Origin of the sequence: Vagococcus fluvialis bH819 (assembly GCF_900163795.1) — a bacterium.
In the GTDB taxonomy this organism is placed as follows: Bacteria; Bacillota; Bacilli; order Lactobacillales; family Vagococcaceae; genus Vagococcus; species Vagococcus fluvialis_A.
The window spans coordinates 39372-65349 of sequence record NZ_FWFD01000008.1 but is presented as its reverse complement, the minus strand read 5'-3'; the positions used below and the strand labels follow the sequence as shown (position 1 = coordinate 65349).

General features: G+C 33.7%; 26 protein-coding genes and 1 other annotated feature. Of the genes, 20 read left to right on the top strand and 6 right to left on the bottom strand.

What is annotated here, in order from left to right:
• Positions 1 to 40: 40 nt before the first annotated feature.
• The gene (locus tag FM121_RS04345) at positions 41 to 1192 is read left to right on the top strand and encodes a cysteine desulfurase family protein (RefSeq protein ID WP_086950934.1); all 1152 of its coding nucleotides are present in this window, start codon (positions 41 to 43) and stop codon (positions 1190 to 1192) included.
• A 12-nt stretch (positions 1193 to 1204) separates the two neighbouring features.
• Positions 1205 to 2422, top strand: a complete 1218-nt coding sequence (thiI, locus tag FM121_RS04340) for a tRNA uracil 4-sulfurtransferase ThiI (RefSeq protein ID WP_086950933.1) — start codon at positions 1205 to 1207, stop codon at positions 2420 to 2422.
• 40 nt (positions 2423 to 2462) lie between these two features.
• Here the strand turns inward: thiI and FM121_RS04335 are convergent, their stop codons facing one another.
• Positions 2463 to 2804 carry a hypothetical protein gene (locus tag FM121_RS04335; protein WP_086950932.1) on the bottom strand — a complete coding sequence of 114 codons (342 nt, stop codon included), beginning with the start codon at positions 2802 to 2804 and terminating at the stop codon, positions 2463 to 2465.
• Positions 2805 to 3022: 218 nt separating this feature from the next.
• Here FM121_RS04335 and FM121_RS04330 point away from each other — a divergent pair, with 218 nt between their 5' ends.
• From FM121_RS04330 to FM121_RS04300, 7 genes are all read left to right on the top strand, one after another.
• Positions 3023 to 3685: a redox-sensing transcriptional repressor Rex gene (locus tag FM121_RS04330; protein WP_086950931.1), complete on the top strand. Its 663-nt coding sequence runs from the start codon at positions 3023 to 3025 to the stop codon at positions 3683 to 3685.
• A 77-nt stretch (positions 3686 to 3762) separates the two neighbouring features.
• Positions 3763 to 4254 carry a thiol peroxidase gene (gene tpx / locus FM121_RS04325; RefSeq protein ID WP_086950930.1) on the top strand — a complete coding sequence of 164 codons (492 nt, stop codon included), beginning with the start codon at positions 3763 to 3765 and terminating at the stop codon, positions 4252 to 4254.
• A 42-nt stretch (positions 4255 to 4296) separates the two neighbouring features.
• Positions 4297 to 4496 (top strand) — a binding site (T-box leader).
• 68 nt (positions 4497 to 4564) lie between these two features.
• Complete coding sequence (locus FM121_RS04320) at positions 4565 to 7210, top strand: valine--tRNA ligase (protein ID WP_086950929.1); 2646 nt, start codon at positions 4565 to 4567, stop codon at positions 7208 to 7210.
• Positions 7211 to 7376: 166 nt separating this feature from the next.
• Positions 7377 to 8666 carry a bifunctional folylpolyglutamate synthase/dihydrofolate synthase gene (locus FM121_RS04315; RefSeq protein WP_086950928.1) on the top strand — a complete coding sequence of 430 codons (1290 nt, stop codon included), beginning with the start codon at positions 7377 to 7379 and terminating at the stop codon, positions 8664 to 8666.
• Positions 8667 to 9332 (top strand): HAD family hydrolase, encoded by a 666-nt coding sequence (locus FM121_RS04310; RefSeq protein WP_086950927.1) that lies wholly within the window; start codon positions 8667 to 8669, stop codon positions 9330 to 9332.
• A gap of 53 nt (positions 9333 to 9385) precedes the next feature.
• A complete protein-coding gene (radC, locus tag FM121_RS04305; RefSeq protein WP_256958406.1) occupies positions 9386 to 10066 on the top strand; it encodes a RadC family protein in 681 nt (226 codons plus the stop codon).
• A 173-nt stretch (positions 10067 to 10239) separates the two neighbouring features.
• Complete coding sequence (locus FM121_RS04300) at positions 10240 to 10440, top strand: cold-shock protein (protein WP_086950926.1); 201 nt, start codon at positions 10240 to 10242, stop codon at positions 10438 to 10440.
• Between the two features lie 210 nt (positions 10441 to 10650).
• Here the strand turns inward: FM121_RS04300 and rnjA are convergent, their stop codons facing one another.
• The 4 genes from rnjA to FM121_RS04280 all read right to left on the bottom strand — a co-directional run bounded on the left by rnjA (position 10651) and on the right by FM121_RS04280 (position 13387).
• Positions 10651 to 12324, bottom strand: coding sequence for a ribonuclease J1 (gene rnjA / locus FM121_RS04295; RefSeq protein ID WP_086950925.1), 1674 nt, complete (start codon positions 12322 to 12324; stop codon positions 10651 to 10653).
• Between the two features lie 2 nt (positions 12325 to 12326).
• A complete protein-coding gene (locus FM121_RS04290; RefSeq protein ID WP_086950924.1) occupies positions 12327 to 12542 on the bottom strand; it encodes a DNA-dependent RNA polymerase subunit epsilon in 216 nt (71 codons plus the stop codon).
• Positions 12543 to 12838: 296 nt separating this feature from the next.
• Positions 12839 to 13111, bottom strand: a complete 273-nt coding sequence (locus FM121_RS04285) for a GNAT family N-acetyltransferase (RefSeq protein ID WP_179203805.1) — start codon at positions 13109 to 13111, stop codon at positions 12839 to 12841.
• 3 nt (positions 13112 to 13114) lie between these two features.
• On the bottom strand, positions 13115 to 13387 hold the full coding sequence (locus tag FM121_RS04280; RefSeq protein ID WP_296745840.1) for a (4Fe-4S)-binding protein: 273 nt from the start codon (positions 13385 to 13387) through the stop codon (positions 13115 to 13117).
• 132 nt (positions 13388 to 13519) lie between these two features.
• Here FM121_RS04280 and FM121_RS14425 point away from each other — a divergent pair, with 132 nt between their 5' ends.
• The 4 genes from FM121_RS14425 to FM121_RS04265 all read left to right on the top strand — a co-directional run bounded on the left by FM121_RS14425 (position 13520) and on the right by FM121_RS04265 (position 17924).
• The gene (locus FM121_RS14425; RefSeq protein WP_179203791.1) at positions 13520 to 13687 is read left to right on the top strand and encodes a hypothetical protein; all 168 of its coding nucleotides are present in this window, start codon (positions 13520 to 13522) and stop codon (positions 13685 to 13687) included.
• Positions 13688 to 13880: 193 nt separating this feature from the next.
• On the top strand, positions 13881 to 15611 hold the full coding sequence (locus FM121_RS04275; protein WP_086950921.1) for an ABC transporter ATP-binding protein: 1731 nt from the start codon (positions 13881 to 13883) through the stop codon (positions 15609 to 15611).
• Positions 15608 to 17368 carry an ABC transporter ATP-binding protein gene (locus tag FM121_RS04270; protein WP_086950920.1) on the top strand — a complete coding sequence of 587 codons (1761 nt, stop codon included), beginning with the start codon at positions 15608 to 15610 and terminating at the stop codon, positions 17366 to 17368. The genes FM121_RS04275 and FM121_RS04270 overlap by 4 nt, the downstream gene beginning before the upstream one ends.
• Positions 17369 to 17609: 241 nt before the next feature.
• A complete protein-coding gene (locus FM121_RS04265) occupies positions 17610 to 17924 on the top strand; it encodes a hypothetical protein (RefSeq protein ID WP_086951310.1) in 315 nt (104 codons plus the stop codon).
• An 80-nt stretch (positions 17925 to 18004) separates the two neighbouring features.
• Here the strand turns inward: FM121_RS04265 and FM121_RS04260 are convergent, their stop codons facing one another.
• Positions 18005 to 18763 (bottom strand): class I SAM-dependent methyltransferase, encoded by a 759-nt coding sequence (locus FM121_RS04260; protein ID WP_086950919.1) that lies wholly within the window; start codon positions 18761 to 18763, stop codon positions 18005 to 18007.
• Between the two features lie 184 nt (positions 18764 to 18947).
• On the opposite strand from FM121_RS04260, the gene sfsA reads away from it, so the two are divergent.
• The 7 genes from sfsA to FM121_RS04225 all read left to right on the top strand — a co-directional run bounded on the left by sfsA (position 18948) and on the right by FM121_RS04225 (position 25888).
• Positions 18948 to 19661 carry a DNA/RNA nuclease SfsA gene (gene sfsA / locus FM121_RS04255; protein ID WP_086950918.1) on the top strand — a complete coding sequence of 238 codons (714 nt, stop codon included), beginning with the start codon at positions 18948 to 18950 and terminating at the stop codon, positions 19659 to 19661.
• A 6-nt stretch (positions 19662 to 19667) separates the two neighbouring features.
• Positions 19668 to 20681 carry a Gfo/Idh/MocA family protein gene (locus FM121_RS04250; RefSeq protein ID WP_086950917.1) on the top strand — a complete coding sequence of 338 codons (1014 nt, stop codon included), beginning with the start codon at positions 19668 to 19670 and terminating at the stop codon, positions 20679 to 20681.
• A 16-nt stretch (positions 20682 to 20697) separates the two neighbouring features.
• Positions 20698 to 21990, top strand: a complete 1293-nt coding sequence (locus FM121_RS04245) for a DEAD/DEAH box helicase (RefSeq protein ID WP_086950916.1) — start codon at positions 20698 to 20700, stop codon at positions 21988 to 21990.
• Between the two features lie 17 nt (positions 21991 to 22007).
• A complete protein-coding gene (locus FM121_RS04240; RefSeq protein WP_086950915.1) occupies positions 22008 to 24683 on the top strand; it encodes a sigma 54-interacting transcriptional regulator in 2676 nt (891 codons plus the stop codon).
• 156 nt (positions 24684 to 24839) lie between these two features.
• On the top strand, positions 24840 to 25037 hold the full coding sequence (locus tag FM121_RS04235) for a hypothetical protein (protein ID WP_086950914.1): 198 nt from the start codon (positions 24840 to 24842) through the stop codon (positions 25035 to 25037).
• A gap of 182 nt (positions 25038 to 25219) precedes the next feature.
• Positions 25220 to 25540 carry a PTS sugar transporter subunit IIB gene (locus FM121_RS04230; protein ID WP_086950913.1) on the top strand — a complete coding sequence of 107 codons (321 nt, stop codon included), beginning with the start codon at positions 25220 to 25222 and terminating at the stop codon, positions 25538 to 25540.
• Positions 25541 to 25573: 33 nt separating this feature from the next.
• The gene (locus FM121_RS04225) at positions 25574 to 25888 is read left to right on the top strand and encodes a PTS lactose/cellobiose transporter subunit IIA (protein WP_086950912.1); all 315 of its coding nucleotides are present in this window, start codon (positions 25574 to 25576) and stop codon (positions 25886 to 25888) included.
• Positions 25889 to 25978 lie beyond the last annotated feature (90 nt).

Below are 25978 nucleotides of genomic sequence, written 5' to 3'. Positions count from 1 at the left end.
GTTATAATAAAACATGAATTTTTAGAAAAGAGTGAGAGTAATGATTTATTTTGATAATAGCGCTACAACAGCTATTGAAAAAAGTGTATTAGAAACATACAAACGTACCAGTGAACGATTTATTGGCAATCCATCTAGTTTGCATCGTTTAGGTGAACAAGCCAATGTTCTATTAGATAAATCAAGAGCACAGATTGCTGATCAGTTACAGGTAAAAAAAGAAGAATTATATTTTACGAGTGGAGGAACAGAAAGTAACAATTGGGCTCTAAAGGGAACAGCGATTGAAAAACGTCCATTTGGAAATCATATGATTATATCTTCAGTAGAGCACCCATCTGTTTCTGAAACAGCGAAACAGTTAGAACAATTAGGATTTGAGGTAACTTTTATTCCTGTTTCAAAAAAAGGTGTGATTGATGTTGAGGCGTTAAAAGCTTCGATTAAAGATGAAACTATTTTAGTATCAACTATTGTTGTTAATAGTGAGGTCGGTGTGCTTCAACCGATTAAAGAAATCAGTGACGTGCTAAAAGCGTATCCAAATATTCACTACCATGTAGATGCCGTTCAAGCAGTTGGTAAAATTCCGACTGAAGATTGGTTAACAAGTCGTGTGGACTTTGCCAGTTTATCAGCTCATAAATTCCACGGACCACGTGGTGTAGGAATTTTATATTGGAAAAAAGGATGCAAACTAGCGCCACTCTTAACCGGTGGTGGACAAGAAAATAATAAGCGTAGTACTACAGAAAATATACCAGGAATAGTCAGTACTGCCAGAGCCACTCGCTTATTATTTGAGGATGCAGAGTTAAAAGCTAACTATATTAGAAAAATCCGTAATTACTTAGAAGACGCCTTAGCTAAATTCCATAAAGTTACGATTTTTTCACCAGAAGATGAATCATTAAAAGCACCACATATCCTCTGCGTCGGAATCAAAGGGATTAGAGGCGAAGTATTGGTACATGCCTTGGAGGATAAAGAAATTTTTGTTTCGACAACAAGTGCCTGTTCAAGTAAGAAAAAGATGGCAAGTAGCACACTTCATTCGATGGGAATTCCAAGCAAGTTAGCAGAAACGGCCATTCGAATTAGTTTAGATGAAAAAAATACTTTAGCAGAAGCTGAACAGTTTTTAATTGTCTTTAGACAGTTATATGATAAATTTGAAAAAATTAATGGATAAAAAGGAGTATTTATGAAATATACAGAAATTATGATTCGCTATGGTGAGTTATCAACAAAGGGTAAAAACAGAAAATTATTTATTAGCCAGTTAGCTCATATTATAAAAAAAAGTTTACACGAATTTGAAGAAGTTAAAATTCAATCAGATCGGGATCGAATGCATTTGATTTTAAATGGCGCAGATGCTCAAGAAGTTATGAAGCGTTTGACACCAATTTTTGGGATTCAAAGTTTTTCACCTGTTATCCGTATTGAAAAAAACGAAGACATTATTCGCCAGACAGCTATTGATATGGTAAAAGATATTTGGCAAGAAGGTCAAACATTTAAAGTCCAAAGTCGTCGTTCAGACAAAAAATTTGTTTGGGATAGCAATGATATTAACCGTGAAGTTGGAGAAGCTATTTTTGAAGGAATACCAGGAATCACAGTTAAAATGGTCCAACCTGATATTCGAGTAGAGGTAGAGGTTCGAGAAGAAGCAGCTTATCTTTCTTGCCTAACTATTTACGGGGCTGCAGGGTTGCCAGTTGGCTCAAGTGGTAAAGGAATGCTGATGTTATCAGGTGGGATAGACTCTCCTGTAGCAGGTTACCTAGCTTTAAAACGAGGAATGGAAATTGAGGCGGTTCATTTTTACAGTCCACCTTATACAAGTGAAAAAGCTCTTCAAAAGGCCAAAGACTTAACGGTTAAATTAACACCTTATGTTGGTGGTATTCAGTTTATCACCGTTCCTTTTACAGAAATTCAAGAAGAAATTAAACGCTCAGTGCCATCAAGTTACTGGATGACAATTACGAGACGTTTTATGCTACGCTTAACAGATTTAATCAGAGAACAAAGACATGGTTTAGCTATCGTTAATGGAGAATCTCTTGGGCAAGTTGCTTCTCAAACAATGCATAGTATGTTAGCAATTAATGAAGTGACGACAACGCCAATAATTCGTCCAGTTATTACTATGGATAAGAGTGAGATTATTGAAATTGCTGAAAAAATTGATACATTTGAATTAGCTATTCAGCCTTTTGAAGATTGCTGTACCATTTTTGCTCCACCTGAACCAAAAACAAAACCTAAATTAGATAAAGTCCTTCATTATGAAGAACGTGTAGATGTAGAAGCGCTAATCAAAAGAGCGATGGCGGGAATTAAAATTGAAGAAATTAAATCAAGTGATGTCTTTTTAAATGAAACAACAGATGAGATGGATGAACTTTTTTAATAAATAAAAAAATAAGTAAAGGGTGGTTTCACAAAGTGATTCACCCTTTACTTATTTTTTCTAATTGTTTAGTTGTTGTAAGAATAACTTTTCTCTTAGGAAGGTAAATAAAATTATTTTTTTCTTTGGTGGCTTCTAGATCAAGAATACCTATTCCAGATAATTGACTAATATCTGAAGTACTCAGATTGAGTTTATCAGCAAGATACCACATATAGATTAACTCTTTATTGATTCGTTTATTTAAGTATAGTTGGATTGGAAAAGTGAGTAATGTGATGAAAAAGAGAAAAGAATTAAAGAAATCTGAATACTGAATGGTTATTAAAAATAAAACAATTAAACAAATATAAAAAATATAATAAAATTTATAATTTCTCATACTAACCTCTCCTTTGTATATTTTAGTATAGCAACTATGTGATACAAAAGCTATGACGAATAATCCTTAGCTTACCCCTTGATTGATCGATATTATCTTGATTAAAAGAAGAATACTTAATTTTTTAAGCATTTTTTTCACAAATTGATTGAAATGTGAAAAATTAAATGATACACTTAATGTGAAAATAGTCACAATTCAAAAAGGAGTATCTATTTATGGAAAACTTGAAAAAAAATCATGCCATTCCAAAAGCGACAGCTAAAAGAATTCCATTGTACTTTCGTTATTTAAAAACCTTAGATCAAAGTGGAGTAAAAAGAATTAAATCAAACGAATTTAGCCAAATGATTCAAATTCCTTCTGCGACAATCAGAAGAGATTTTTCGCATTTTGGTGAACTTGGCAGAAGCGGGTATGGCTATGATGTACCTTATTTAATTCAAGTATTTAGTAATATTTTAAATACTGAAATCGAGAAAAGAATTGCTTTAGTTGGTGCTGGTAATTTGGGGAAAGCTTTGATTAATAATAATTTTAGAAAAAATTCTAATTTAAATATTGTCGTAGCCTTTGATTCAGATCCAGAGCTAATTGGTTCAACAATTAATGATGTGAAAGTTGAAGATATCTCAAAAATGTCTGAGATGATAAAAAAAGAAGGTATCACAACGGCTATTATGACAGTGCCAAGTAGTAAAGCGCAAGAAGTTATTGATGAGGTGGTAGAAGCGGGTGTCACAGCGATTTTAAACTTTGCACCAAAACGTTTAAGAGTGCCACATCATGTTCAAGTTCAGTACATTGATTTAACAACTGAGCTTCAAACATTGATTTATTACGATGAAAATTACAATCATCCTGATTTAACAACTATTTAATCACAAGCATCTCCTTTGTCTTTTTATTCTTTAGTCCTTATACTGAGGGTAATATAAAGATAGAGGAGTGTTTTTTTATGCAAGTAACATTAAAAGGTAACCCAGTAGAACTAGAAGGAATTCAACCAATGATTGGTGAAAAAGCACCAGTTTTTTCTTTAATTGATCTACAAGATAAACTAGTGGATTTAGCAAGTTTATCTAATAAACCATTAATCCTTAGTGTAGTACCAGACATTGATACCTCTGTCTGCGCGATTCAAACAAAACGCTTCAATCAAGAAGCTGCTAGTGAAACAGGAATTAATTTTGTGACTGTTTCAAACAATACCAAAGAAGAACAAGGTAACTGGTGTGCGGCTGAAGGTGTGGATATGACAATGCTTCGTGATGAAGATTTAGAATTCGGTAAAAATTATGGGTTATTAATTCCGGAGATTGGTCGCTTGGCACGTGCTATTTTTGTGATTGATACAAAAGGTAATATTATTTATGAAGAAATTGTTGCCGAAGTTTCTCACGAACCGAATTATGCAGCAGCACTAAACGCAGCGAAAAATCTGATTTAAGTTTGACGTGAGTAGTCTTTCATTGTAAAATAAAATTAATATAAAAATGCTTAGATTAAGAGGAGTAATACTTTAAAAAGCACGTAGAAAGAAAATCCTTGGCTGAAAGATTTTCCTTTGAAAAGTATGAAGGTAGCTTATGAGCTGAATTTTTTTCGGTTAGTGAACGTTATCTCACTTTAAGTGACAGTGTTTTAAATACGCTGTAATCTAGGTGGTACCGCGAGCAATTCGTCCTAAAGTAGAAATACTTTAGGGCTTTTTTTATCGAAAAAAATAATATTCTAAATAAGAAAGAAGGCAATATAAGATGACAGAAGAAAATAATTTAGCACCAAAATTTGATCCAAAAGAAGTTGAAGCAGGTCGTTATCAAAAATGGCTAGATAAAGATGTTTTTAAACCAAGTGGCGATAAAAAGGCAGAACCTTATTCAATCGTTATCCCACCGCCAAATGTAACAGGAAAACTACATTTAGGTCATGCTTGGGACACAACCCTTCAAGACATGATTATCAGACAAAAGAGAATGCAAGGATTTGATACGTTATGGTTACCAGGAATGGACCATGCGGGGATTGCAACGCAAGCAAAAGTAGAGGAAAAACTACGTGGCGAAGGTTTAACACGTTATGACTTAGGTCGTGAGAAATTCATCGAATCAACAAAAGAGTGGAAAGAAGAATATGCCGGTCATATCCGTGAGCAGTGGGGAAAACTTGGTTTATCTGTGGATTACTCTCGTGAGAGATTCACATTAGATGATGGTTTATCTGACGCTGTGAAAAAAGTTTTTGTGAAACTTTATGAAAAAGATTTAATTTACCGTGGTGAATATATTATTAATTGGGACCCACAAGCTAAGACAGCTCTTTCTGATATTGAAGTGATTCATAAAGATATCGAGGGCGCTTTCTATCACATGTACTACCCATTAGCAGATGGTAGTGGCAAGCTAGAAATAGCAACAACTCGTCCAGAAACAATGCTAGGAGATACAGCTATTGCAGTCCATCCAGAAGATGATCGTTACAAACATTTGATTGGTAAAAAAGTTATCTTGCCTTTAATGGATAAAGAAATTCCGATTATTGCCGATGAATATGTAGAAATGGATTTTGGAACTGGGGTTGTTAAAATTACACCAGCCCATGACCCTAATGATTTTGAGGTCGGTAACCGCCACAGCTTACCACGAGTAAATGTAATGGATGCCACAGCAACAATGAATGAACTTGCAGGAAAATATGCAGGAATGGATCGCTTTGTTGCACGTAAAGCAATCATCAAAGATTTAGATGAATTAGGTTTATTAAAAGAAATTAAAAAGCACGTTCATAGCGTGGGACATTCTGAGCGAACAGGTGTGGTTGTTGAGCCTCGTCTTTCAACACAATGGTTTGTAAAAATGAAACCATTAGCAGAAATGGCCATGAAAAATCAACAAACAGAAGATGCTGTGACATTCTATCCACCACGTTTTGATCAAACATTCTTAACTTGGATGGAAAACGTCCATGATTGGGTTATCTCACGTCAGTTATGGTGGGGACATCAAATTCCAGCGTGGTATCACAATGAAACAGGTGAAATGTATGTTGGTAATGAAGCACCTAGTGATAGTGAAAACTGGACACAAGATGAAGATGTTTTAGATACATGGTTCTCTAGCGCTCTATGGCCATTTTCAACAATGGGTTGGCCTGATACAGAATCAGAAGACTACAAACGTTACTTCCCAACAAGCACGTTAGTAACCGGTTATGATATTATTTTCTTCTGGGTAAGTCGAATGATTTTCCAAAGTTTAGAGTTTACTGGTCAACGTCCTTTTGAAAATGTCTTGATGCATGGTTTAATTCGTGCCGAAGATGGACGTAAAATGAGTAAATCATTAGGTAACGGAATTGACCCGATGGATGTTATAGAAAAATACGGAGCAGATGCTCTACGTTGGTTCTTATCAAATGGGTCGACACCAGGGCAAGATATGCGTTTTAGCTATGAAAAAATGGACTCATCTTGGAACTTTATTAATAAAATATGGAATGCTTCACGTTTTGTTATTATGAATTTAGAAGGTTTCACATATGATGATATTAACCTGGAAGGCAGTAAAACAGTGGCAGATAAGTGGATTCTAACGCGCTTAAATGAAACCATTGAAAAAGTAACGTACTTCTTTGACCGCTTTGAATTTGGTGAAGCAGGTCGTCAACTGTATAACTTTATCTGGGATGATTTCTGTGATTGGTATATTGAGATGAGTAAAGAAATTCTTTACGGAGAAGACGAAACTCAGAAAAATATGACTCGTAGTGTCTTAACTTATACGTTAGATAAGATTGTTAAGTTATTACACCCAATCATGCCGTTTGTGACAGAAGAAATTTGGGAGAAATTACCACACGAGGGTGAGTCATTAGTAACTGCGCCTTATCCAGAAGTTGTACCTGAATTTACAGATGAAACGTCAGCTAGAGGAATGGAAGTCTTACAAGAGTTAATTAGATCAGTTCGTAACATTCGTTCTGAAGTGAATACACCAATGTCTAAGCCAATCACGCTTTTAATCAAAACAAATGATAAAAAAGTGAACTTGTTCTTCAATGAAAACACGAAATATATTGAACGCTTCTGTAACCCAGAAGAATTAGTGATTGCTGACAGTGTAGACGCACCAGAAACATCAATGAGTGCGGTTATCACAGGAGCAGAAATCTACCTACCATTAGCAGATTTAATCAATATCGATGAAGAAATAGCACGTTTAGAAAAAGAATTAGCAAAATGGGGCCAAGAAGTCGAACGTGTACAGAAAAAATTAGCCAACGAACGTTTCATGTCAAGCGCTCCTGATGCTGTAGTAGAAGGCGAAAAAGCAAAAGAAAAAGATTACCTAGAAAAACAAGCAGCCGTAACAGAAAGAATCAAACAGTTACAAAAAGTGAGATAATGAGCGTTTTGCTCCGAGTAATTGGAGTGAATCAGAAACAATCGGTATTTGATTGCTTCTGATTTACGAAATTATCGAAGGAGCAGCTCAGAATCTCCGGATTACAAAAAGTGAAATAATGAGCGTTTTTTACCAATAATAAAAATGTATAGGTGGTTGTTAAGCAATGAATTATGAAGAAACAGTAGCCTGGATTCATGACCGCATTAAATTTGGTATTCGTCCAGGATTAATCAGAATCGATGAACTATTAAATAGATTAGACAATCCCCAACATAAGCTGAAAACAGTACATATTGGCGGAACCAATGGAAAAGGATCTACGACGACATTTCTTCGTTGTTTGCTTGAAGAACAAGGATTAAAAGTTGGAACGTTCACATCCCCTTATATTGAAACGTTTAACGAACGAATTGCGATTAATGGAAAACCAATTCCAGATGAAGAGTTGGTCCGTCTAGTCACTAAGATTAAACCATTAGTAGACGATATGGATACAGTGGAAGACCTAAAAAATGCAGTTGAGTTTGAAATTTTAACAGCAATTATGTTCCAATATTTCTTAGATTCTGAGGTTGATATTGTGATTGTTGAAGTTGGTTTAGGCGGAAGATACGATTGCACGAATGTCATCACGCCACTAGCATCAGCTATTACGACAATCGGCTTAGATCATATCGATATTTTAGGTGAAACAATCGAAGAAATAGCTGCTCAAAAAGCAGGGATCATTAAACAAGATGTACCTGTGGTTGTTGGACGAGTAGAAGAAGTTGCTTTTGAAGTGATTGAAAAAGAAGCCAATACATTGAATAGTCCGATTTATCGTTACGAGGAAGATTTTTCAAGTAAATACATTCAACCAGATGATAACTGGGGAGAAATATTTAGTTATCGATCTCAAACTCTTGATTTGTCACACATGACGATTAGTTTACTAGGTAAACACCAAGTCGATAATGCCAGTGTCGCAATTCAATTATACGATGTCGTATCAACTAAATTAGGCTTACCTGTATCTGGAAAAGAAATTAAAAAAGGCTTGAAGAAAGCATTTTGGCCAGGTCGTATGGAAAAAATATCTGACGAGCCGTTGATTGTCTTAGATGGTGCTCATAACGAGCATGCGATGGAAGTGCTTGTTAATAATTTGAAAACAGAATTTAAAGGAAGTCATATTCATACAATCTTTGGGGCGTTATCGACTAAAGACATTGATTCAATGATTAGAGATTTAAAAACAGTTCCTAATCTTGATTTAAAGGTTACAGCCTTTGATTATCCTAAAGCCTTTACGAAAGAACAATACAGTGAAATGGGACTTAATGCCTATGATAAATGGCAGGAAGCTTTGGCTATCAGTTTGGAAGAATTAACAGGGGATGATGTCATTTTAATTACAGGTTCACTTTACTTTATTTCCCAAGTAAGAGAAATTTTATTAGGAGGCAACTAATTGAAAAAAATAAGTGGTGTCATTTTTGATATGGATGGTTTAATTTTAGATACAGAAGCTATCTATAGTGCAAGTAATATTGAAATGGCAAAAAAATATGGTTTAAAAGGGTACGATGAAGCTTATTATAAAACTGAAATTGGGTTGAGCGAGGAGCACGTTTTTAAAAAATATATAGAAGACTATCCTTATTTAGCAGAGCCAATGATTAGAGAATTTTTTGATGAAAGTCGTCAAGTTGTTAGAGAAACATTCAAAGAAACAGGAGCTCCTTTAAAAAAAGGTATTGTTGAGCTACTAACTTATTTAAAAAAGGTGAATATCCCTTGTATCGTGGCTTCAAGTAATACAGAAGAAACGATTGAAGATTTACTTATTAAAGCTAATTTAAAAGACTATTTTATTGGCTCTGTTTCAAGTAATGACGTGACTCATGCCAAGCCAGATCCAGAAATTGTTGAAAAAGCACTAGAAAAATTGGGTACTAAAAGAAATGAGACAGTGATGTTAGAAGATTCATTAAATGGAATTCGAGCCTCTTACTCAGCTGGAGTACCAGTTATCATGGTTCCTGACTTATTGGAACCAACGGATGAAGCAATTGAAAAATCATACATGATAAAAAAAGACTTATTAGAAGTTTTAACTTTTATCAAAGAAATATAATAGTTTCTTCTTCTTATCTCGTAATTTATACATGAGATGAGAGGAGGAATTTTTTGTTTGTTTCGATAAAAGATTACGATGAGGAACTACAGCCAAGACAACGTTGTAAAAAATATGGTCCTGAAGCATTAAGCCATCAAGAGTTGCTTGCTATCATGCTGAGAACGGGTAGTAAGAAGAAAAATGTTCTCGAATTGGCAGAAGAAGTTGTAAAAAGTTTTGATAATTTATTTGATTTAAAAACAGCTAGTATTGAAGAATTAGTCGCAATTGAGGGCATAGGGGAAGTAAAAGCAATTGAAATTCAAGCAATGATAGAGCTAGGAAGAAGGTTATCTCTTTATTCGAGGGAAAAAGTAGGAACTATTCAGTCTAGCGCTTCCTTAGGGGAGCAGCTTATAAAAGAAATGAAGGATTATCATCAAGAACACCTAGTTGTCCTTTATTTAAATGCTAAAAATGAAATATTGAAAAAGAAAACAATATTTATCGGGTCTCTCAGTCAATCTGTTGCTCATCCCAGAGAAATATTTAATATAGCAGTAAAATGTTCAGCTGCAAGAATGATTGTTGTGCATAATCATCCATCAGGTAATCCACTACCATCAGAACAAGATCTTTCTTTCACCCATCGTTTAGTGGAGTGTGGTTCTTTAATGGGAATTCAAGTCATTGATCATCTAATCATCGGTGAGAATAGTTATGTTAGCATGAAAGAAACCGGTGTCATTTAAAGAAAAACGTTTACTTCAATACTTGCAATTACATATTAGTTGCGTTATGATTAAATAGTAATTTAGTTTTTGGTATCTATAGATGATGTAACATAGTAATATTTAACACCTCTATCGACCGAAAGCAAGTATACAAATATTATTTAGTGCTCATGGCACGAGGAGGAAATGAAATGGCTCAAGGAACAGTAAAATGGTTTAACGCTGAAAAAGGATTTGGATTTATTCAACAAGAAGAAGGAAATGATGTATTTGTACATTTCTCAGCAATCGAAGGCGAAGGATTCAAATCATTAGAAGAAGGTCAAGCAGTAAACTTTGACGTTGAAGAAAGCGACCGCGGACCACAAGCAACTAACGTAACTAAAGCATAATTTAACTTTAAATTAATAAAAGAGACAGATTAAATTCTGTCTCTTTTTTATTTATATGAATAATTTTTAATAGTCAGGGGATAAAAAGTCTGCTCTCACGACAACTTCACCAAAAACGATCAATCAAAAAGACCGATTGTACGTTTTTACCTCCACTTGCTCAGAGCAAAACAACTTTTGACCCACCCTCTTTTTTGGAAAATAGTTTATTTAGTTAGTTTCTAAAACAACAGGTAAAATCATTGGATGACGTTCGGTCTGTTCTATTAAGAACGGTTGAATAGCATTAACAATGACTTCGTTCAGCATTTCTTCGTTACAATCTTTATGTTTTAAAGCTTTTCTGATGGCGTTAAACAAAATACGTTGAGATTCTTGAATTAATTCACCAGATTCTCTCATATAAATAAAGCCACGAGATAAAATGTCAGGTCCAGCAACAATCGTTTGTGTTTTATAATCCACAGTTGCAACGGCTAAGACCAAACCATCCTCAGAAAGAATACGACGATCTTTTAAGACAATATTGCCAATATCACCAATTCCATTACCATCTACATAAACATCATCTGCTATAAAATGTCCAGCTCGACGTGCGCTATCGGCTGTAAGAGCTAAAACATCTCCATTTTCTAAGATAAAGCAATTTTCTTTTTTTACACCTGTAGCTTGTGCTGATTGTGAATGAACATTTAACATACGATATTCACCGTGAACAGGGATAAAATATTTAGGTTTTAACAAACGTAATAGTAATTTTTGCTCTTGTTGACCACCATGCCCAGAAGTATGAATGTTATTGACTTTACCATGAATAACATTAGCTCCCGCTTCTGAGAGTAAGTTAATTAGGCGGTTCACACTAGTTGTGTTACCTGGAATAGGCGAGCTTGAGAAAATAACTGTATCATCTGGTTGAATCGAAATTTGACGGTGAGTTCCGTTAGCGATGCGACTTAAAGCGGCCATAGGTTCACCTTGAGAACCAGTACATAAAATCATAATTTCGTTAGCTGGATATTTATTAATTTCACGACTATCGATAAATGTATCATCTGGTACATTTATGTAACCTAAGGCACGACCGTTGACCATAGCATTTTCCATACTACGTCCAAAGACAGCAATTTTTCGTCCAGTTTTTACAGCAGCTTCAGCAGTTTGTTGTAATCTAAAAATATTAGAAGCAAAAGTTGCGAAAATAACACGACCATCAACTTTTTCAATAATTTTTAAAATCGATTCGCCAATGACTTTTTCAGATTTAGTGAAATCAGGAATTTCAGCATTTGTACTATCCGATAATAGACATAATACGCCTTCTTCACCTAATCTAGCCATTTTATGTAAGTCTGCTGGTTCACCTACAGGAGTAAAATCGAATTTAAAATCTCCTGAGTAGACAATGTTTCCAGAAGGTGTTTTAACAATAACCCCATTAGCTTCTGGGATACTGTGAGTTGTTCGATAAAAGCTAATCGAAGTTTTTCTAAATTTTATAACAGAATCTTCATTCACTTCATGAAGTTCAGCATCTCTTAGTAAACCATGTTCATCAAGCTTGTTACGAATTAAAGCCATAGCAAGAGGTCCAGCATAGATAGGAATATTGGCTTGTTTTAAAAGAAAAGGAATCCCACCGATATGATCCTCATGACCATGGGTAATTACAAGTGCTTTGACTTTACTTAAATTTTTAAGGATATATTGATAATCAGGAATGACATAGTCGATACCTAATAGATCGTCTTCTGGAAATTTAATACCAGCATCAATCATAATAATTTCGTCTTGAAATTGGACCCCATACGTATTTTTTCCAATTTCACCAAGTCCACCGATGCCAAAAACACCTGTTTCATTGTTTTTTATTTGAACTTTCATAATTACTCAAACTCCACAAGTTTAAAGTCAGTATTTTCTTTTTCATACTCTAAGTGGTTGCCTTCTAAAAGTTGAATTAACTCTATATTATACGGGGTATTAGTTTCGATTATTCTTCTTGCTTCTACTGGGGAAGTTGCCTCGATATAAAGAGAAAGAGTTTTTTCTCTTTGTGGGCTATTTTTTTTGTTATCTTGGTACAATACTTTATAAATCATATAAAAATCTCCTTTGATTGTTTTTTTAGTGAGTTAATATAATTTTAAACACAACAAACTGAGGTGTAGATAGCACCTGTTTTTTCACTATAGTTCCTACTGAAATAGTTTCTGTAGAAACATGAAACCTTGTTGTGTTTCATTCTAAGATAAAAATTCACCGTCTCGCGTGTGAAGGATTTTCCCTCAACAATTAGGTTCATTCTATCATAATCACAAGTAATTGTATAGAAACATTCCTTACACAAAAAAACTAAAACCAAAGAGTTAATGATGTTCTCTTTGATTTTAGTTTTTTATTTTAAAAGATCGTGATATTCTGTTTTTTGTTCGAATACCTTTTTAGCAAAAGGACAAAGGGGAATAACTTTTTTGTGATTTTTTCTTGCATAAGAAGCTGCAAGGGCAACGAGCTCTTCAGCAATACCTTGTCCTCTAAATGTTTGATCTACATAAGTATGGTCGATAATAATCATTGTGTCTCCTGCACTAGACCAAGTAATTTCACCGGCTTCTTTTTGATCTGAACTAAAGGCAACAAAGCAATTTTTTTCTTCAACATAAGTAATCATTTATTTTAGCTCCTTTTTAATAAATTTTAAAGCTCCTGTAGGACAAGTATTAACTACAGACTCATTAGTAGAGTTATCAGCGTTATCAGTCATGATCCATGGTCGCCTGCCAACTTCAAAAACACTAGGGTTACCACGAACACAATTGCCAACGTGCTGACATTTATCTGTATTATAGAAGATGTCCATCGTATCACCTGAATATTTTCGATAACCAGTTGCTAATAGGTCCTTTTCGGGTACAGTCGCTTCGTTTATGTGAGACATTTTAATCAAACCTTTCTTTTTCTTTTATTATACCATTTTTAAAACTAAGATAAAATTCAGAAAAAACTAAGAATTTATGACTTATTTTTTAAGTTTCAACTAGTATAATAAAGGTGGTTAAAGTTAAGGGGGAAGTTAATGATTTTAAGTATTTTGGTATTTGGACTAATTATGAATATTTTAATAGCAGTTGTTTTTTGCCAAGGAAATATATTAATTAATATTATATTTACATTGGGAATGCTATCAGTTTTAGTAGGTCAAATAAAAACAACAATGGCAGAAAAAAAAGAAATCAACAATTAAAGGAAATCAGCGAAAAATAATGAGACTGACATTTTAGGTCAGCCTCATTTTTTTTAATCTATTTATGCGACAAAAATAAAAAATGTCCTTTCAGAATAATCAAAAAAAATAGGCTTTTTTCAAATAATTCAAATAAATATGGTATGTTAGAAAAAGCATAGTTTTTATTTTTTTATAGTTAGGAGATGGTTAGATGAAAACAATGTGGCATTATGCAATGCGACAAAAAGGGCTGCTACTTCTTAATATGATCTGCGTTTTTGGTTTTGTGATCATAGAGTTAGGCTTACCTACATTGCTAGCAAAAATGTTGGATGTAGGAATTGTTAACAGTGATTTTGAGTACGTAAAAAAAATGGGTAGTTTCATGATTATGACGATTATTGTAGGGATAATATTATATATTGGTCTGGCCATTGTGGGGGCTAAAATAAACACGAAATTAGTTCAACACATGAGAGATGATATGATGGAAAATATCCAACGATTCTCACATCAAGAATATGAAAAGATTGGCATGTCTTCCCTCATTACAAGGACAACCAATGATGCCTTCCAAGTGATGACCTTTATGGGAATGATCTTAAGAATGGGATTTATCACACCAATTATGTTTATTTCAAGTGTTTTTATGATTGTAAGGACGAGTCCTTCGTTAACGGCCTTTGTAATAGGCGCCCTACCATTTTTATTAGGTGGTATATTAATTATTGGAAAACGTTCAGAGCCTTTGTCTGATAAACAACAGAAGAATCTGGATAATATTAATAAGATTTTAAGAGAAAATTTATCAGGACTTCGAGTTATCCGGGCTTTTGTTAATGAGCCGTTTGAAGAAAAGAGATTCGATAAAGTAAATACAGAGTATGCGGAAAGTTCAAAAAAATTATTTAAATTAATGGCAGCGGCACAACCGGCCTTTTTCTTTCTATTTAATATTGTAATGGTTCTTGTTATTTGGTTTGGTAGTGTTCAAATCGATGCAGGTAGCTTAGAAGTAGGAAACTTAATAGCGTTTATTGAGTACATATTCCATGCACTATTTTCATTCCTCTTGTTTTCATCGGTTTTTATGATGTATCCACGTGCAGCAGTTTCAGCAGCCCGCGTTCAAGAAGTATTAGATATGGAACCAGCTATTCAAGATAACGTGAGTGGCATAATAGAAACTGAAACAAATGGCGTTTTATCATTTAACGATGTATCATTTGCATATCCAGGAAACTCAGAAAGTCCTGTGATTCGTGATGTGTCTTTTACCGCTAATCCAGGGGAAACAGTAGCCTTTATTGGAAGTACTGGTAGTGGTAAGTCGACGTTAATTCAATTAATTCCTAGATTTTATGATGTTTCAAGAGGCTCAATTACAATTGATGGTGTAGATGTAAGGGATTATAAATTATCAGCTTTACGACATAAGATTGGCTTCATTCCTCAAAAAGCGCTCCTTTTTTCAGGAACGATTGAAAGCAATCTAAGATATGGTAAGCCTAATGCAACTGAAACTGAGATGCGTGAAGCTTTAGATATTGCTCAAGCAACAGAATTTATAGCTCAAAAAGAAAAAGGCTTAGAAGAACCTATTTCTGAAGGTGGTTCAAACTTTTCAGGTGGGCAAAAACAACGTTTGGCAATTGCCCGTGCGTTGATTAGAAAACCTGCTATCTATGTGTTTGATGATAGTTTTTCAGCTTTAGATTATAAAACAGACGCAACCTTAAGAACAAGGCTGAAAAAAGAAACAACTGAATCAACGGTTTTAATTGTCGCACAGCGTATCAGTACGATTATGCATGCAGATAAAATTATTGTTTTAAACGAAGGTAATGTGGTAGGAACAGGAACGCATAAAGAATTACTAAAAGACTGTTCTATTTATTACGATATTGCTTCATCACAATTAACAGAGGAGGAGTTAGCATGAAAAAATCATTCGGATTATTAAGTCGATTGTATGCCTACATCTCTCCTTATAAAGGTAGTTTTTTCTTGGCAATACTGATGGCTGTAGTAGCAGTTGTTATGAATGGGGTTATGCCCTATGTAACAGGGTTACCAACAACAAAAATAGCTCAGAATATTAAAGATGGACAAGCAGTTGATTTTAATTATATTGGCAAGGTACTAATCATTTTATTGATTATTGGTGTAGTCTATAGTGCGGCTAATTATTTGTCACAATTGTTTATGACAAATGTGGTTCAACATTCAATGCGAGATTTAAGACGCGATTTAGACCAAAAAATTAATCGTCTACCAGTCTCTTATTTTGATAAAAATCAATTTGGAGATGTGTTATCTAGGGTGACAAATGATGTGGATGCAGTGAGTAATGCGATGCAACAAAGTTTTATTGCCATTATCAATGCCGTATTAGGTTTGACGATTGCGATTGCAGCGATGTTGATGATCAATACTAAATTAGCACTGATTGTTATTATTATCATTCCACTATCAATCATTATTTCTAAAGTGGTTGTTAATATTTCTCAAAAATATTTCAAAAAACAACAAGATTCTTTAGGAGACTTAAACGGATTTGTTCAAGAAAACTTAACAGGATTTAATGTTTTAAAACTGTATGGCCGAGAAGAACAAACAATGACTGATTTCAAAGCTGTTAATAAAAAATTAGCTCATAATGGATTTAGAGCAGCAGCGATTTCGGGATTAATGATGCCTTTAGTGAACTTAACAGCCTATAGTGCGTATGTAGGTGTAGCTGTTTTTGGTTCTTACTATATCATTCAAGGCACATTGCTACTTGGTAACTTACAAGCCTTTATTCAATATGTCTGGCAAGTAAGCCAACCAATGGGACAAATTACCCAATTGTCATCTGTCATTCAAAGTGCATCAGCAGCAACGAAACGTGTCTTTGAAATTATGGATGAACCAGAAGATATTTTAAATGAACAAGATATTCCATTACCAGAAAAAATTGAAGGTCATGTCACTTTTGAGAATGTCTCATTTAGTTACGATCCAAAGAAACCTCTAATTGAAAATTTAAATGTTGAAGTCAAAAGTGGACAAACAGTCGCTGTTGTTGGTCCAACCGGTGCAGGTAAAACGACATTGATTAATCTTCTAATGCGTTTCTATGACGTGACTGAGGGAGCTATCAAAATTGATGGTGTGGATACTAAAAAAATGAACCGGAGTGATGTCCGTTCTCTTTTTGGCATGGTACTTCAAGATGCGTGGCTTTATAATGATACGATTGGTGAAAACATACGATTTGGTAAATTAGATGCGACAGATTACGAAGTAGTTGATGCAGCTAAAACAGCCAATGTGGATCATTTTATACGAACGATGCCTGATGGTTATAACATGGCAATCAATGAAGAGGGAGATAACGTTTCCTTAGGTCAAAAACAATTACTAACCATTGCGCGTGCTGTCATTTCAGATCCTAAAATTCTGATTTTAGATGAAGCAACAAGTTCAGTGGATACACGTTTAGAAAGCTTGATACAAAAGGCTATGGATAAAGTTATGGAAGGTCGAACAAGTTTTGTGATCGCTCACAGGCTATCGACTATTCGAGATGCTGACCTAATCTTAGTCATGGATCAGGGGCAAATTATCGAACAAGGAAACCATGAGACTTTAATTGCTAAAAAAGGCTTCTATGAAAAATTGTATAATAGTCAGTTCCAAGAAGAAGCTGAATAAACAAAAAAAACTCCTGACCCAAATAAGGTTAGGAGTTTTTTTAAGTTATTGTAGATATAACTTTTTAAGCATCTCTTGGTGAATTTATTGTGAGAGTAGACTTTTTATTCCCTAATTATTAAAAATTATTTGTATAAATATACGAAATAGGTGATAAAGTGTTTTTATTTTATCGTTTTCAATATATATGGTACAATTTATTAGTAATCAAAAAATAAATAAGAGATAAGGAATGATTTTTATGAAAACAAGCACAAAAATTGGTATAGGATTTAGTGTAGCAACCCTTGCAGGTGTATATGCCACAGTCGTTTTTTCAGAAAAAATTATCGAAAAGTTTGAGCATGAAGCTACACGTTACAAAACAAAAAAAGTTGTTAATGAAAAATTTGGTGGCAACGAAAAATTATTAAATATTGTAGACGATTTATCTGATAAAGAATTAGATTCTATTGGTCAAGTAGTTACAGAAATTAAAGACAGTAGAAAAAAAATAAATGATTTTGGTGAAAAAATAAAAAGTAAAGCAGAAACTATTTTAGATAATAAAAACTAGTTGGTCATTTTAATAAATGCTAATCAGAAGTATACAATGAAGAGACCACCCTCAGTTAGATTTTGAGGGTGGCCTCTTTTTTATTTAATTCCTTCAAAAGTAATCGTTTGATTACTATCATTTGGAGGTGTTTCAAAATCATAATCAGCTGATACACTAATATTTTTAAAGCCAACTTTTTCAAGCATAAGCTTAAATTCATTTATTCCGTACCAACGAAGTAAAAATTGTTGAAGTTCAGTTTTGATAAGTTCTCCATTTTTCCAAAGAGAATAAGTCAGATGATAGACAATGTGTTGTTTTAAAAAATCAATGCTGATGATTTTTTTCTCAAAGGTAATGACTTCACTATCAGATAAAGTAAAACTTGTCGTCGTTGTTTCTTCCACTTCTGGATAAAAAGGTAAATCTAAATCAAGAATTAATTTTCCGCCCACTGTGAGATGTTGATAAAAATTAGTCAGTGTTTGATAGGCTAATTTTTCATTTTCAATTAAACAAAAAGTCGCAGTAGGTAAGATAATGGCTTCAAAAATTTCTTGTCCTAATGAAAATGAAGAAAGATCTTCTTGATGTAATTGTGTATGTAATTGCGTTTTTTCTAGGTTCTTCTCACAAGCAGAAAGCATATCAGATGATTGATCAAGTCCCTCAAGATTAAAACCTTCTTCAAGCAAAGGAATGAGCATTCTTCCACTTCCAACGCCTGCTTCAAGAACCCTCCCAGTAATGCCTTCTAAGCGTTCGCTATAGTAATCAATATCTCCATTTAAAGAGGTTCCCACTGGTTTGGTGATTTCATAGACAATAGTTGCTAGTTTTCCATAATAGTTATACATATTTTCTTCTCCTAAATACAATAGGTCATTTTTTTATTCATCATAACACATCTTTTTACTTCATAGTTATATATAGTACCTATAAAAGCTGTGGCAAGTAGGTTTAGTTAAGAGGATTAAAAATGTTAAACCTTATTGAAAGTGTTACAATAAGAAGCAATACAAAAGTTGAGGAGGTAGCAACTTGGCTGAATATGAAGCAGTAGAAATCGTAATATTTAAAGAAAGACAAAATCGCTTTATCGCAACTTGTTTAAAAAAAGGCGGCGAAGAAATTACGACCCATGTTAAAAATACAGGGAGATGTAAGGAGTTACTTATTCCAGGGGTAGAAGTGGCGGTTAATTTTCAAGACAAGCCAACACGAAAAACTAAATATGATTTAATAGCTGTAAAAAAGAAAAATAGCTGGTTTAATATTGATAGCCAACTTCCAAACAATTTGGTAGAAGAAGGAATCAAGCAAAATTTAATAAAATTTGATATACTAAAGGGCGAAAAGCTTACCTATAAACGAGAATACACCTATAAAGATTCGCGTTTTGATTTTTTGATAGAAACTAATTTAGGCGAGCGCCTTTTAATAGAAGTTAAAGGAATGACCTTAGAGGATAATCGAGTTGGCTCGTTTCCAGATGCGCCAACCTTACGTGGTTTAAAGCATGTTGAAACATTGATTGACTCCAAAAATGATGGTTATTTAAGAGGTGTTATATTTGTGGCACAATTTGAAAATATTGAGTTTGGTACAATTAATCATGTGATGCAACCGGCTTTAAATGAAGCTTTTAAAAAAGGGATAGATCAAGGGTTAGACGTTCAAGTGTATAACACGAGGGTGACACCCAATTTAGTTGAAATAGATAAGAAGATTCCATTTAAGATAGAGAAGGGTTGAGGGGAAATGTTAAATTTAGGGATTATTGGCACAAATTGGATTACACATGAATTTGTAAAAGCCGCTATCGCAAGTGAAGAATATCAGTTGAAGGCAGTTTATTCAAGAAGTGAAGGTCGTGCTAAAAAGTTTGCTGAAAAATATGATAATAATGATCAAATAAAATGTGAAACTAATATTTTGGCTTTTTATGAATTAGCTGATATTGATGTTATTTATATCGCATCACCTAATAGTTTGCATTATGAACAAGCCAAAGGAGCGATCGAAGCAGGGAAACACGTTATTGTTGAAAAACCTGCCGTATCTACTTTGAAAGAAATTGAAGAGTTGATTGATTTAGCAGAAGAAAAAGAAGTGTTTTATTTTGAAGCTGCAAGAAATATTCATGAAGAAAATTATGAACGAGTAAGAGCCTTAGTCAAAAATCGTGAGGACATCTTAGGTGCTAATTTAAACTTTATGAAATACTCATCACGTTATGATGCTGTTCTTAGAGGTGAAGAACCTAATATATTTTCACCTAAATTTTCAGGTGGCGCCTTAATGGATTTAGGTGTTTATCTTGTGTATACAGCGATTGGTTGGTTTGGAAAACCAAATGAAAGCTTCTATTTTAATCAAAAACTAGTGACTGAAGTGGATGGATTAGGAACGATGATTTTTAGATACGATGAGTTTGATGTGACGATGATGACTGGAAAAAATGCCGATAGTTACTTACCATCTGAAATTTACTTAAGTGATAGCACCATTTGTTTGGATGCCATTAATTCGATTCAAGAGATTAATGTAAAAAAACGTGAAGCTGGTAAATTAGTTGAACTTCATTATGGAAATCCTAAGACGGAGAATCCGATGATAGAAGAAGCAATCGCTTTTAGCCAAGTGATTCAAAATCCGATGAGTGTGGAACAACAAAAAAAATATCAAAAATGGATTCAATTAGCAAAAGAAGTGCATGAAGTGATGGAGAACTTACGTAAACAATCAGGCATTATTTTTGATGCGGACAAATAAAAATTAGGAGAATGATATGAGTATGTTTGAAGAGTTACTAAAAGAATGGCAAGAAAAATGGGAAAAAGAAAATTTTAAAGCACCCACTTTAATTCAAGAAGAGATGTTTATGCCCTTAAAAACAGGGAAAAGTGTTTTAGGTATCTCGCCAACAGGATCAGGAAAAACCTTAGCGTATCTTTTACCGTTATTACAAACAGTTGAAAAAGGTGGGGGAAATCAATTGTTAATTTTACTACCATCTCAAGAATTAGCGTCTCAAGTGGCTGAAGTGACAAGAGACTGGATTAAGCCGCTGGATCTAAATATTCAGAGTATTATTGGTGGTGCTAATATTAGTCGTCAAATGGAAAGATTAAAAAAACGTCCAGAAGTTTTAGTGGGAACACCAGGACGAGTGTTAGAATTAATCAAAGCCAAAAAAATCAAAGCGCATTTAATTAAGACACTAGTTCTAGATGAAGTAGATGATTTGGTCGCCCAAGTTGAATATAATGCCACTAAAAGTGTGATGAAGAGTGTCATGGCAGATACACAAATTGTTGCTGTTTCGGCAACAGGACAAGTGATTTTACCAGAGGTTGATACGCTTTTTAAAGTGACACCAGAAATAGTGGATGTGACCAAAGAAGATACAACTAAAGGTGTGATCAGACATACTTACATAGAGGCACCTACTAGAAAAAGATCAGATACTTTAAGAAGATTATCTTATGTGGATAATTTTAAAGGACTCGTTTTTTTCAATCAATTAAGTGAACTCGGTGTGGCATCGGAACGTCTAACGTATTTAGGAATTGATCACAGAACCCTAGCTTCTGATCAGCATCAATCAGAAAGAAAAAGAGCGATTGAAGATTTTGAAAAAAATAAAGTATCACTTTTGTTAACGACTGATATTGGAGCAAGAGGTCTAGATTTTTCTGATTTAACTTATGTTGTTCAATATGATATTTCAATCAATGCTGAAAATTACGTCCATCGTTCAGGTCGTGTGGGGAGAATGGGCAAAAATGGGGAAGTAATCAGTTTAGTTAATGAGCGTGAAATTCGAGAATTAAAGAAAATGATAAAAGGAATGGATCGAGAATTAAAAGAAGTTTTTGTTAGCCATAATCAGATTTTAACTGAAGAAGAGGAAGCTGAATTAGAATTACCCGAGCAACCTAAAAAGAAAGAATCAAAAAAAATTGATAAACCCATCGAGAAAAAAGTAATTAAAAAAGCAAAAGAAGTAGAAGAAAAACCTAAGAAAAAGAAAAAAAATCGGACGAATAGAAACAAAAATAAAGGCATCCACTGGAAATAGATATTAGGAGGCTGGGTATGTCTAGTAGAAAAAATCAGATATTTAATATTTTACAAGAAGCAAAAGAACCACTTAGTGCGCTAGTTATAGCAGAACAACTAGACTTAGAGAGAAGTAATGTTAGTCGTCATTTATCGGAATTATTTAAAGAAAATAAAATTGAGCGAATTGACGGACGTCCTGTTTTATACGCAGTAGTGCGTACTAAAAAAGAATCAAAAAATCTGAATCTAGTGTCTTTTGATAACTTAGTTGGGAAAGAGGAATCATTAAAGTTATCAATCCAGCAAGCAAAAGCGGCTATGCTATACCCGCCACGGGGCTTACATACGATTCTTTTTGGGGAAAGTGGTACAGGAAAATCCCTTTTTGCTGAATGTATGTATGAATTTGGATTGAGCTCAGAGTCAATGGAAAAAGATGCGCCATTTATTTCTTTTAACTGCGCAGATTATGCTCAGACCCCTCAGTTATTATTTAGCCATATTTTTGGGGTTAAAAAAGGGGCTTTTACAGGTGCGGATGTGGACAGTCCAGGGTTAATTTCAAAAGCAGATGGTGGAATTTTATTCTTAGATGAAATTCACCGATTACCACCTGAAGGACAAGAAATGTTATTTACATTCATCGATAAAGGAACTTATCGACCATTAGGAGAAAGTTCGAAAACATATTCTGCTTCAGTTCAAATAATTGGTGCGACGACAGAATCAACAGACATATTTTTAGCCACCTTTAATCGAAGAATTCCAATGAGTATTACGCTCCCCTCATTAGACACAAGAACATTAGATGAACGCTTTGAAATCATCACCCTTTTCCTAACTCAAGAAGCAGGACGGTTGAATAATCGAATTGTGGTAGATCGTGATGTGATTCTAGCGTTCATGTTGTATAGTACAGAAGGGAATATTGGGCAAGTAAAACGAGATTTGAAGTTGATTTGTGCCAAAGCTTTTTTACACTACCGAACAAATGATACGGATCATTTAAGTGTGGGAGTTAATGATTTACCTTTGCAAGTTCAAAAAGGCTTACTAAAAATAAAAGATTTAGGTGATCGGATAGATCGTTTCTTTGAATCTTCCATAACTAGCCTAACCTTTAAACCAGGGAGCGACCAAGTTGTCTGGACACAGGATAAAACACAAGAAATGGATGTTTATTCGACTATTGATGATAAAGTATTGTCACTTTCAAAAGTAGAATTAGAAGAAATTAATTTAGAAGGATTAATTGAGAAAAATCTAAATCAGTACTTTGAAGTGTATGTAAATGAGTTATCACGAAATGATATTCATAAAGAATTGATTGATCCTAAAATCTGGCATTTAACCGATCGACTTTATGATATAGCAGAAGAAAAATTAAAACGTCGCTTTAACGAGAGGACACGGTTTACTTTTTCGATGCATCTTCAAAGTACGATTGAAAGAATTAAGAATGAAAAAATGATTGTTCATCCAGATTTAAATGGGATTAGGAAAAAATATTTAGCAGAATTTCAAGTAGCAATCGAGTTATCAAGTTTGATTGAAAAAGAATTTTTGATTGATATTCCCTTTGATGAGATCGGCTTTATCACCATGTTTTTAACTTTAGATATTAGTGATGATATCGAAAAACAAGAAAACAAAGTAAAAGTTTTCTTGTTAATGCATGGAAAATCTACCGCATCAAGTATGTTGGATGCAGTTCAAGATTTGCTAGATGTAGAATCAGGCGTGGCATTTAATATGCCTCTCACGATGGAAGTCACCACGATGTACGAACAAGTTAAAAATTACGTTCTTCAAAATAAAGAAGACTTATCAAGTGGAGTCCTAATTTTAACTGACATGGGTTCTTTAAATACATTCAGTCATATGCTGATGAAGGAAACTGGAATCACGACAAAAACAATTTCAATGGTGAGTACTTTAGTTGTTTTAGAGTCTGTCAGGATGGCAAGTGTTGGACGTAGTTTAAAAGAAATTTACCAAAATATTCAATTATCTTTTGAAACAGCAGTCCATAGTCAATTCAAACAAGTCACATCATTGAAAAAAGCTGTCGTTGTCACTTGTTTTACTGGAGAAGGAGTCGCTAATAGGTTAGCAGAGCGAATTAAACCAGTTTTAGAGAGTGATGAAATAACAATCATTCAAATGCAGTTTTTGGAAAAGATGGCTTTCAGAAATAGAATGGACGAGTTAATGGATACTTACGAAATCAAAGCCATTGTGGGAACTGTGGATATTGATTACCAAAATGTCCCTTTCTTTTCTGCGTATGATATTTTTAAAGACGACCAACTAACTAAACTAAGACAATTAGTTTATAAAGAAATTTCGGTAGAAGAGTTATCTCAGTCGCTAGATGGTGCTATTAAGAGTGTCTCATCTTTACATGAGCTATTGGATGAAGTTAAAGAAATTACTGGAAAAATTGAAACAGAATTATCTCTAGTTTTAGAACCAGGTGTTGATATGGGGATTTTACTGCATATTTCATTTTTAGTAGATAGCTTATTAACGGGTAAACATCAAAGGTTATTCAATGAACTATCAGCCTTTAAAAAGAATAACCGCTATGAGATGGATATTGTTAAGATGAATATCCTTGTTTTAGAAAAAAAATACCAAATAAAAGTTCCAAGCGATGAAATTGCTTATATTACTGAAATGTATTTGAAAAACAAAATTGAAAATTAATCTGAAGATAACGGATATTACATTAATTGTAACGTTCGTTATCTTTTTATAGTCCACTTAATAAAACTTAAGAAATAAAACATAATATATTAATAATTAAATAGGAAAACTTGTATATAATTATAGTTAATAGAAAACAAAGTAGGTGTAATAGAGATGATTAATAGAAAGCAAAAAACTAAAAGTAGCTTAGAAAAAAGCGATGTGTTTTTAATGGTAATGGCAATTATCACTATGGGCATTATCTTTTTTTCAGAAAGAAATTTAACAGGCGTTTTAATGTTACTACTAATAATTGTACTTCCTGGAAGCTGTTTATTATATTGGTTAGATTTTAGAAATCAAAATAAATAATAATAAAGTATCAGATATAAGTTATTGTCATATAATGAAAAATTACACACTAACGCAGTGTGTAATTTTTGTTGTATACTATAATTAGATAGAAATGCTTATATATAGAGGATTCTTTATTCGGAAAGTTGGCATGATAGTTGCTTATATATAAGTGTAAATTAAATTGAGGAGTGGTTGATATGTCAAAAAAAACAATAATGTTAGTATGTTCAGCAGGAATGAGTACAAGCCTTTTAGTAACTAAAATGGAAAAAGCAGCAGAAGAAAGAGGCCTTGAAGCTGATATTTTTGCAGTGTCAGCATCAGAAGCAGATGGTCACTTAGAGAAACAAGAAGTAGATGTTATGTTATTAGGTCCTCAAGTTCGTTTTATGAAAGCGCAATTTGAAGAAAAATTAGCAGGAAAAAACATTCCTTTAGAAGTGATTAACATGTCTGATTACGGCATGATGAATGGTGAAAATGTATTAGACGCAGCATTAAAATTAATGGGTGAATAAACACTAAAAAGGAATGTAAGGTAGGTAGAGAAGATGGATGAACAAAATTTAGAATCAATTATGGGTTTGATTATGAATTCAGGAAATGCCAAAAGTGACGCAATGGAAGCCATCCAAGCGGCTAAAGAGGGAAATTTTGAATTAGCTGATGAAAAAATAAAAGCTTCAGAAGAGTCACTAACTTTAGCTCATAGATCTCAAACAGGCTTATTAACAAAAGAAGCTCAAGGTGACAACATGACAGTTACTTTATTAACCGTCCATAGTCAAGATCACTTAATGACAGCTATTGCTTTTAAAGATCTAGCCGTTGAAATTATTGAGTTGCATCGTCGAATAGTGAAGTAAAGGCTTAACACAGTGAAAGAAGTCGTAAGTAGGCTTCTTTTTTTATTGCAAATGATAGCGCTTTACACACTGTTTTAGTGTGTAATAGAA

What these genes read in the sequence shown, in the direction of transcription:
- FM121_RS04345 (WP_086950934.1), top strand. Translation starts at nt 41, where the DNA reads ATGATTTATTTTGATAATAGCGCTACAACAGCTATTGAAAAAAGTGTA.
- thiI (WP_086950933.1), top strand. Translation starts at nt 1,205, where the DNA reads ATGAAATATACAGAAATTATGATTCGCTATGGTGAGTTATCAACAAAG.
- FM121_RS04335 (WP_086950932.1), bottom strand. Translation starts at nt 2,804, where the DNA reads ATGAGAAATTATAAATTTTATTATATTTTTTATATTTGTTTAATTGTT.
- FM121_RS04330 (WP_086950931.1), top strand. Translation starts at nt 3,023, where the DNA reads ATGGAAAACTTGAAAAAAAATCATGCCATTCCAAAAGCGACAGCTAAA.
- tpx (WP_086950930.1), top strand. Translation starts at nt 3,763, where the DNA reads ATGCAAGTAACATTAAAAGGTAACCCAGTAGAACTAGAAGGAATTCAA.
- FM121_RS04320 (WP_086950929.1), top strand. Translation starts at nt 4,565, where the DNA reads ATGACAGAAGAAAATAATTTAGCACCAAAATTTGATCCAAAAGAAGTT.
- FM121_RS04315 (WP_086950928.1), top strand. Translation starts at nt 7,377, where the DNA reads ATGAATTATGAAGAAACAGTAGCCTGGATTCATGACCGCATTAAATTT.
- FM121_RS04300 (WP_086950926.1), top strand. Translation starts at nt 10,240, where the DNA reads ATGGCTCAAGGAACAGTAAAATGGTTTAACGCTGAAAAAGGATTTGGA.
- rnjA (WP_086950925.1), bottom strand. Translation starts at nt 12,324, where the DNA reads ATGAAAGTTCAAATAAAAAACAATGAAACAGGTGTTTTTGGCATCGGT.
- FM121_RS04290 (WP_086950924.1), bottom strand. Translation starts at nt 12,542, where the DNA reads ATGATTTATAAAGTATTGTACCAAGATAACAAAAAAAATAGCCCACAA.
- FM121_RS14425 (WP_179203791.1), top strand. Translation starts at nt 13,520, where the DNA reads ATGATTTTAAGTATTTTGGTATTTGGACTAATTATGAATATTTTAATA.
- FM121_RS04275 (WP_086950921.1), top strand. Translation starts at nt 13,881, where the DNA reads ATGAAAACAATGTGGCATTATGCAATGCGACAAAAAGGGCTGCTACTT.
- FM121_RS04270 (WP_086950920.1), top strand. Translation starts at nt 15,608, where the DNA reads ATGAAAAAATCATTCGGATTATTAAGTCGATTGTATGCCTACATCTCT.
- FM121_RS04265 (WP_086951310.1), top strand. Translation starts at nt 17,610, where the DNA reads ATGAAAACAAGCACAAAAATTGGTATAGGATTTAGTGTAGCAACCCTT.
- FM121_RS04260 (WP_086950919.1), bottom strand. Translation starts at nt 18,763, where the DNA reads ATGTATAACTATTATGGAAAACTAGCAACTATTGTCTATGAAATCACC.
- FM121_RS04250 (WP_086950917.1), top strand. Translation starts at nt 19,668, where the DNA reads ATGTTAAATTTAGGGATTATTGGCACAAATTGGATTACACATGAATTT.
- FM121_RS04245 (WP_086950916.1), top strand. Translation starts at nt 20,698, where the DNA reads ATGAGTATGTTTGAAGAGTTACTAAAAGAATGGCAAGAAAAATGGGAA.
- FM121_RS04240 (WP_086950915.1), top strand. Translation starts at nt 22,008, where the DNA reads ATGTCTAGTAGAAAAAATCAGATATTTAATATTTTACAAGAAGCAAAA.
- FM121_RS04235 (WP_086950914.1), top strand. Translation starts at nt 24,840, where the DNA reads ATGATTAATAGAAAGCAAAAAACTAAAAGTAGCTTAGAAAAAAGCGAT.
- FM121_RS04230 (WP_086950913.1), top strand. Translation starts at nt 25,220, where the DNA reads ATGTCAAAAAAAACAATAATGTTAGTATGTTCAGCAGGAATGAGTACA.
- FM121_RS04225 (WP_086950912.1), top strand. Translation starts at nt 25,574, where the DNA reads ATGGATGAACAAAATTTAGAATCAATTATGGGTTTGATTATGAATTCA.